The 7,020-nt window shown below is 68.8% G+C and carries 8 protein-coding genes; 3 read left to right on the forward strand and 5 right to left on the reverse strand.

What is annotated here, in order from left to right; translation table 11 throughout:
* Window positions 1-811: asparagine synthase-related protein (locus tag G3N99_RS31395; protein ID WP_206124323.1), on the forward strand; the 811-nt coding region annotated here is incomplete at its 5' end.
* Between the two features lie 7 nt (window positions 812-818).
* Window positions 819-2,027 carry a glycosyltransferase gene (locus tag G3N99_RS31400; protein ID WP_206124324.1) on the forward strand — a complete coding sequence of 403 codons (1,209 nt, stop codon included), beginning with the start codon at window positions 819-821 and terminating at the stop codon, window positions 2,025-2,027.
* Here G3N99_RS31400 and G3N99_RS31405 read toward each other — a convergent pair.
* Window positions 1,984-2,673, reverse strand: a complete 690-nt coding sequence (locus G3N99_RS31405) for a CmcI family methyltransferase (protein WP_206124325.1) — start codon at window positions 2,671-2,673, stop codon at window positions 1,984-1,986. The two genes, G3N99_RS31400 and G3N99_RS31405, sit on opposite strands and share 44 nt — an antisense overlap.
* Before the next feature lie 25 nt (window positions 2,674-2,698).
* Here G3N99_RS31405 and G3N99_RS31410 point away from each other — a divergent pair, with 25 nt between their 5' ends.
* Window positions 2,699-3,667 (forward strand): phosphotransferase, encoded by a 969-nt coding sequence (locus G3N99_RS31410; protein ID WP_206124326.1) that lies wholly within the window; start codon window positions 2,699-2,701, stop codon window positions 3,665-3,667.
* Between the two features lie 12 nt (window positions 3,668-3,679).
* On the opposite strand, the gene G3N99_RS31415 is transcribed toward G3N99_RS31410, so the two are convergent.
* The 4 genes from G3N99_RS31415 to G3N99_RS31430 form a co-directional block, all read right to left on the reverse strand.
* On the reverse strand, window positions 3,680-4,264 hold the full coding sequence (locus G3N99_RS31415; protein ID WP_206124327.1) for a polysaccharide deacetylase family protein: 585 nt from the start codon (window positions 4,262-4,264) through the stop codon (window positions 3,680-3,682).
* A gap of 85 nt (window positions 4,265-4,349) precedes the next feature.
* Entirely contained in the window at window positions 4,350-4,904 is a 555-nt protein-coding gene (locus tag G3N99_RS31420) for a hypothetical protein (RefSeq protein ID WP_206124328.1), read from the reverse strand.
* Window positions 4,905-5,134: 230 nt separating this feature from the next.
* Window positions 5,135-5,944 carry an ABC transporter ATP-binding protein gene (locus G3N99_RS31425; protein ID WP_206124329.1) on the reverse strand — a complete coding sequence of 270 codons (810 nt, stop codon included), beginning with the start codon at window positions 5,942-5,944 and terminating at the stop codon, window positions 5,135-5,137.
* Window positions 5,937-7,019, reverse strand: coding sequence for an iron ABC transporter permease (locus G3N99_RS31430; RefSeq protein WP_206124330.1), 1,083 nt, complete (start codon window positions 7,017-7,019; stop codon window positions 5,937-5,939). The genes G3N99_RS31425 and G3N99_RS31430 overlap by 8 nt, the downstream gene beginning before the upstream one ends.
* Between the last annotated feature and the right edge of the window lies 1 nt (window position 7,020).

Raw genomic sequence — 7,020 nt, forward strand, 5'->3', positions numbered from 1 at the left:
CGCACTCGAGCGGCCGCAACATGCTGATCTGGAAACCGTGCTGCGCGCATCGCTGCAACGTGCGCTCGACAGCGGCAAGCGCGTCGCGCTGGCGCTGAGCGGCGGGCTCGATTCGGCGCTGCTGCTCGCGTTGCTGCGCGAACTCGGCGCGCATCGGCACGTGACGTCCTACGTCCTCGTGACCGACATGCCCGACTATTGCGAACGCGATGCCGCGCTCGAACTGGCCGCGCAGATGCAGGCGAGCGTGAAGATCGTGCGCGCGAACGAGGCCGATTTCGTCGCGGCGCTGCCGAGAACGACGCATGCGGTCGAGGAGCCGATGTTCAACCTGCATCCGGTCGCGAAGCTGCTGCTCGCCGAGGCGATGGCCGCGGACGGCGTCGAGGTGGCCATTACCGGCGACGGCGCGGACCAGGTGCTGCGCCGCGATCAGTCGGCCAACTATCTGCCGCTGTGCCATGCGCTGTTCGATGCGGCGTCGGTCGACCTGCATCCGCCGTTCGTCGACGATGCCGTCGTCGCGCATCTGACGAGCATCGCGCCCGATCCGGACAAGCAATGCCTGCGCGATCTCGGCGCGCGCCTGAACCTGCCGGACCGGCTCGTGCACGGCCCCAAGCGCGGGCGGCTCGCCCCGGCGATGGACCTCGCGGCGCTGCTCGATCGCGACCGCACGCACGCGCTGGCCGATACGCTCGGCCTGGCCGCACCGACGCTGCAGACGGACCACGAACGCGTGCTGTGGACGACGCTGTCGCTGATTCTCGATCATTTCGACCACCTCGATGCCGCGCATCGCCCAACCTGAGCCGTTCATGAAACGCATCCTGTTCTGCGTGGTGCCCGAGAAAGGGCACGTCAATCCGTGCATCGGCCCGGCCCAGCATTTGCGCACCGCCGGCTGCGACGTCGCGTTCTATGCGCCGGCCGACATCAGCGCACAGCTCGACGGTGCCGGCGGCTTCGAATTCGTCGGGCCGCGCGAGACGCCCGAGCGCCACGACCTGTCGCGCGGCGCGAGCTTCGCCGCGAACATTCGCGACGCGGACTGGCTGCGGCACTGGATCCGCACGCTGCTGATCGATCTCGCACCCGCGCAGGTGGACGGCATCCGCACGGTGCTGCGTGACTGGCGGCCCGACGTGGTCGTGATCGATCCGCTGCTCTATGCGGCGGCGATCGCGGCGGAGCTGGAAGGGCTGCCGTGGGTCTCGATGTCGAATTCGCTGAATCCGGTGCTGCCGGACGATCTCGATTCGGAACTGCTGCGCACGGTGCGATGGCTCGCGCCGGAACGCACGCGGCTGTTCGCGCGCTACGGGCTCGATGCGCGGTTTCGCGGTTGCGACATCCTTTCACCGCACCTGACGCTCGCGTTCACGACCGACGCGCTGGTCGGTGCGCCGCCGCCCGGTGTCGAGCTGGTCGGTCCGGCAATGCCGTCCGGACCGCGCGGCGACGAGACGCCGTTCCCGTGGGAACGCCTCGATGCCGCTCGTCCGCTCGTCTACATGTCGCTCGGCAGCCAGCTTTACTACCATCCCGACGTGTTTGCGAAGGTCGTCGATGCGACGCGCGCGACGTCGGCGCAACTGGTGTTGTCGGTGGGCGAACTGGTCGACTCGGATCTGCTGCCGGCCGACGACGAGCGTGTGGTCGCGGTGCGTTACGTGCCGCAACTGGCGCTGCTGCGGCGCACGCATGCGTTCGTCAGCCATGGCGGCGCGAATTCGGTGATGGAGTCGCTTGCCTGCGGCGTGCCGATGCTGCTGTCGCCGTTCTGCAACGACCAGTTCCATTCGGCGCACTTCGTCGAGCGGGCCGGTGCGGGGTACCTGCTGGATCTGCAACAGGCCGGCGTGGCGGAGATTGCCGACGCGCTCGAACGCCTGTTGCGGCCTGGGACGTTGCGCGAGCAGGCGGCGCGGATCCGTGCGAGCTATGCGTCGCGCGACGGGTCTGCCGACGCAGCGCGCCTGATCAGCGCACTCGCTTCAGGAAACCGCCTGGCGACAGCGTCATGAGGACGCGGTCCTCGATGTCGTAGTCGACCTCGAACCGGCCGTCGCGGGCGACGAATTCATGCGCGGCGGTGGCCGGGTTGTTGCCTTTGCCGTACGGCTTGCCGTCGAACATCGACGCGGGCAGGTACTCCATGATGGTGTCCATCACGATCGCGTAGCTGCCGGGCGTCACGAGCGGCGCATAGCATTCGAGTTCGCGCAGCACGTGCGCGTGGGTGTGCGTGAGATCGAGGATCGCCATCACGCGTGCGTCGTCATCGATCCGTGCGCGCACCGACGCGACCGTGTCGGCCGCGCACGATTCGCCTTCGATCAGCGTCATGCGGTGGGCGAGCCGGTGCGATTGCAGGCGCTGCCGGACCTCGTCGCGCAGGCGCGGCTCGATCGCGATGACATGGCCGTTGTCGCCGGCGAGTTCCAGCATCGACGCGGAGAATACGACGCCGCCGCCCGCTGCGATGCCGGTCTGCACGATGCAGTCGGGACGCTCGCGCCAGATCAGTTCCTGGAGCGCGAGCATGTCGCCGGGCAGATGGAAGAAGCGCTCGCCGAGCCAGCGCGTCTGGAACAGATGGTCGAATTCGGCCGCGCGCGTCAGCCATTCGATATTGATGTCCCGCATGCGGGCCGAGGGACGCTCTGACATGGTCAATGCAACGAGTAGGAGTGACGTGAAAACGCTGGAACCGTGGCTTCACCGGTACTGGAACATCGGGCCGACGCACATGCAGGCGCTGGCGTCGGGCCATACTAACAAAACGTACCTCGTCGAGTGCGATGCGGGGCGCGCGGTGCTGCGCGTGTCATGGTCCGGCAAGCCGGTCGAGCAGGTGCATCGCGAAGCGGTGATACTCGGCCATCTCGGCCCCTCGCGTATGGCACCGATGCTGCCTGCACTGCCGCGACTGCGGCCGACCGTGGACGCACAATCCGGTGTGCAGTTGCCCGATGGCAGCTGGCTGCATCTGTTCGAGCATATCGACGGCAGCCCCGGCCTGCCGGACGATGCGGAGGCGGGCGCGATCGATGCGATGCGTGCGCTTGCGCATCTGCATGCGGCGATGGCGGCGGTACCCGTGACCGAATCGGCGCCGCTGGCCTGGTTGTCGGCGCGCCACGCACGCGTGGCGGCGCGTGCCGCGCCGTCGTTGCCGGGGCACTTGAGCGGTCACTACGAGACGATGATTCGTCGGATCGGCGCACATCTGGACGCTGCCGCGGGCTGGCTGACGGGGGCGGTGCACTGGCTGCACGGTGACTATCACGCGGGCAACCTGCTGTACGTGGGGCATGCGGTGAACGGCGTGCTCGATTTCGACGATGTCGGGCAGGGTTCGCAGTGGCTCGAAGCGGCCTTTGCGCTGTTCGCGCTGTCGCGCGATGCGGGCAGGGACGATGGCTTCGTATTCGATGCGCAGCGCTGGGAGGCCGGCCTGCGAGCCTATGCAGCGACGCGAGCCGATGACGTCGTGCCGGACTGGATGCACGGACGCCGCGAGGCACTGATGGGACTGTTCTGCGCGGACCAGACGCTGATCCATCTCGAAGCTGCACAGCGCGGCCTGTGGACACCGGGGCCGGGCATCGGCTTTCTCGGTGGTTGGCGGCAGTTGCTGGATGGCGCGGCGCCGGAACGCTAGCCGGCTGCTTCGTCAGCGCTGTCGATTCAGGAACAGCAGGAACAGGCGCACCGCTTCGACCGTGTTGGGCCGCGCCTCGCCGTGCCGCGATCCGTCGTGCATGCAGAACAGCACGTCATGTTGCTGCGCCGAGCTGGCGTCGACATGTGCGCGCATCGCGTCGAACAGCGCCTGTGGCGACGGCGCTGGCCGCTGCCAGTCGTCCAGTATCGCGGTCCAGCCCGTGTGTTCGCGCTGCAGCCGCGCGAGCACGCCAGCGCGGTTGTCCTGCGGCATCAGTCCGTAAGGCAGGCGCAACGGAATCGTGTCCGGAGCCGGAACACCGGCGCGGCGATAGGCTTCGCGGATCAGCGCGTCGGTCGTCTCGATCTCGTCGATCAGCGCATCGTCCGCGAGCGCGCCGGGCTTCGCGTGCGAATGCGTGTGATTGCCGAGTCGATGGCCTTCGCTTGCCATTCTTGCCGCGACGTCGAGCGCGCCGGCGAGATGCTGGCCGAGCAGGAAGAAGGTCGCCTGGCAGGACACGGCGTGCAGGACATCGAGCAAGAGGGGCGTCGACGGGCCGGGGCCGTCGTCGAAACTGAGGCGAATGGACATCGCGGGTGGGTGCGCCGTTCAAGGTGTACCGGAGGAACGATAGCGCAAGTCGCGGCGAGCGGCGGCTTGCGCATCCATCGGCCGGCTACTGCAGCGGCTCGATCGCCAGCGGACAGGCCCCGATCCGACGCAACTGCGTGCCGGTCCACTCGTAGAAGAACCGGGCGGCCTTCGCGCTGTTGTCGTCGCAATCGTCGTTGAAGCAGCCGGCGATGATCAGCAGCCTGCTGCCGGGTCGGAAATCGACGCGCTCCTCGTCGTTGCCCATCACGCCCGCGATGGCCTGTACGCCGGGCATCGTGTAGGTCGCGCCCGTGTACTTGTCGACGATCGCGAAATTCCGGCAATCGGTTCCGCAGCCCCAGATCGCGACGCGATAGTGGCCGGCAAAATTGGCTGGTTGCGTGAATTCGTCGCGAATGACGGTGCGGTAGAGGCGGGCTTCCTTGCTGGTCAGTCGTGGCGCGTGGGCCGTGGCGTGTGGCGCGGGCATGGCGCGCACGGGGTAGCGTTCGAACGACGGCGACGGGCAGTCCTGGGCGGGTGCCGCGGTGACGGGCACCGGCTGGGCAGCAGCGGCCCGGCCGGCAAGCATGGCCGTGGTGGCGGCCGTCAGCAGAAGTCGGTATACGCGCATCACGCGATCGTCCTTGCAGGTTCGAGGAGCGGGCCGCCGCGCACACGGCGGCCGTGCGTTCGTTTGCCGAGGTCGCGGCGGGTCGGGACCCGACGGCCCCGCCGCGCGATTCTATGCCGCTTTGCATGCGTCGGTGCGCGTTGTTATCGACGTTCGATGCAACCGCACGCACGGCAAAGCAGGCCTGATGCCGGCAAACCGAACCGGTCGTCGGCGCGACGACCGGTTCGCGCTCAGGCGTCGCACGCTTCCTGTGGGTCATCCGTCATGGCACGCTCCGCGAGTGCGACGTAGTCGCCGGCCGCCGTGCGTTCGACCCGGGCGTCGACGCGATACGCGCGCCGCAGGTGCGGCGGAGTCAGGACTTCGGCCGGCGCGCCGTCGGCAACGAGACCGTCGGTGCCCAGCAGCACGAGCCGGTCGCAGAATCGCGACGCGAGATTCAGGTCGTGCATCGCGACCAGTACGACCGCGCCATGTCGGCGTGCCGCGTCCCCGACCGCTTCCAGCGCGAGCAACTGCCAGCGCAGGTCGAGCGCGCTCGTCGGTTCGTCAAGCAGCAGCAATGGCGTGTCGCGCACGAGTACCTGCGCGAGTCCGACCATCTGTCGCTGTCCGCCGGACAGCCGCTCGAGCGGCGACATCGCAAGCGACTGCAGCCGCAGGCGTTCGAACACGTTCTGCAGGCGCAGGTCGCGGGTCGCGTCGGACAAACCGGGACAGGTCGCGCGCAACGCGCTGCGTACGGCCTCGTACACGAGCAGCGATGACGGTTGCGGCAGCGTCTGCGGCAGGTAGCCGACCTGTCGCGTGTGTTCCCGGCGCGCGCCGCGCAGCAGGTCGAATCCCCCGAACGCCGCATGGCCGCGCGTGGCCGCGAGCCGGGCGAGTGCGCGCAGCAGCGTTGATTTGCCCACGCCGTTCGGTCCGAGCAATCCGACCATCGTGCCCGGTGCCACGGGCGCGAGCGACAACCGGTCGAGCACGACCTTCGCGCCATAACGCACGACCAGGTCGTCGATGCACAGCGTGCGCTTATCCATCGAGCCTCCTGCGCCGGCTGACGAGGATCATGAACAGCGGCACGCCGACCAGCGCGGTGATGATTCCGATCGGCAGCGTCACCCCCGGGATCAGCGCCTTGCTGAGCACGGAGGCGCCGGCCAGCATGATCGCGCCGGCGAAGGCGGCGCCGGGCAGGTAGTAGCGATGCTCGTCGCCGACGAGCAGTCGCGCGACGTGCGGCCCGACGAGACCGACGAAACCGATCGTGCCGACGAACGACAGCGCGGTGGCCGACAGCAGGCTGATGCGCACCAGCGCGACGAGTCGCAGCCGCTCGACGGCGATGCCCATGCTGCGCGCCTGTTCGTCGCCGGCGCGCAGCGCCGTCAGCGACGCGACGTCGAAGCTCGCCCACAACGCGCACGCGGCGAGCATGCACGACAGCAGTGCGATCTTGCCCCACGTCGCGCGCGCGAGGCTGCCCATGCTCCAGAAGACGATCTGCTGAAGCGCATTCGCGTCGGCGAGAAACTGCAGCAGCCACAGCAGCGCTTCGAAACTGAACATCAGGCCGATGCCGAACAGCACCACGGTTTCGGTCGTCGCGCCATGGCGCCACGCGAGCCAGACGATCAGCAGCGTCGCGAGGCTCGCGCAGCCGAACGCGCCGAGCGACAGCGCGATGTTCTCGTTCCAGAGCACGACATGCCAGCCCGAGATCACGACGAGCGACGCGCCGACGCTCGCGGCGGCCGACATGCCGAGCGTGAACGGGCTCGCGAGCGGGTTGTTCAGCACGGTCTGCATTTCCGCGCCGGCGAGGCCGAGCGACGCGCCGACGAGCACGGCCATCAGCGCATACGGCAGGCGCACGTCCCAGAGGATCACGCGCTGCTCGAGCGGCAGCGCGTCCGGCCGGAACAGTCCGGCGACCAGGTCCGCGATCGGGAACGGCGACGGGCCGGTGCCGATGTCGACGACGAGCAGGGTGCCGAGCACGCAGGCGAGGAGCATCAGCGCGCCGACCCGCCGCGCGGCGACTGCGCGGTAACGCAGCTTCAGCGAAGCGGACGAGCGGGACGACGGCGACGATGCGGGCGACGCAGCGCTCATG

The organism is Burkholderia sp. Ac-20392, assembly GCF_017104585.1.
Taxonomy (GTDB): Bacteria; Pseudomonadota; Gammaproteobacteria; order Burkholderiales; family Burkholderiaceae; genus Burkholderia; species Burkholderia lata.

Excerpts from the sequence above, each read along its gene's own strand:
- G3N99_RS31430 (WP_206124330.1), bottom strand. The coding sequence starts at position 7,019 with ATGAGCGCTGCGTCGCCCGCATCGTCGCCGTCGTCCCGCTCGTCCGCT.
- G3N99_RS31400 (WP_206124324.1), top strand. The coding sequence starts at position 819 with ATGAAACGCATCCTGTTCTGCGTGGTGCCCGAGAAAGGGCACGTCAAT.
- G3N99_RS31405 (WP_206124325.1), bottom strand. The coding sequence starts at position 2,673 with ATGTCAGAGCGTCCCTCGGCCCGCATGCGGGACATCAATATCGAATGG.
- G3N99_RS31425 (WP_206124329.1), bottom strand. The coding sequence starts at position 5,944 with ATGGATAAGCGCACGCTGTGCATCGACGACCTGGTCGTGCGTTATGGC.
- G3N99_RS31415 (WP_206124327.1), bottom strand. The coding sequence starts at position 4,264 with ATGTCCATTCGCCTCAGTTTCGACGACGGCCCCGGCCCGTCGACGCCC.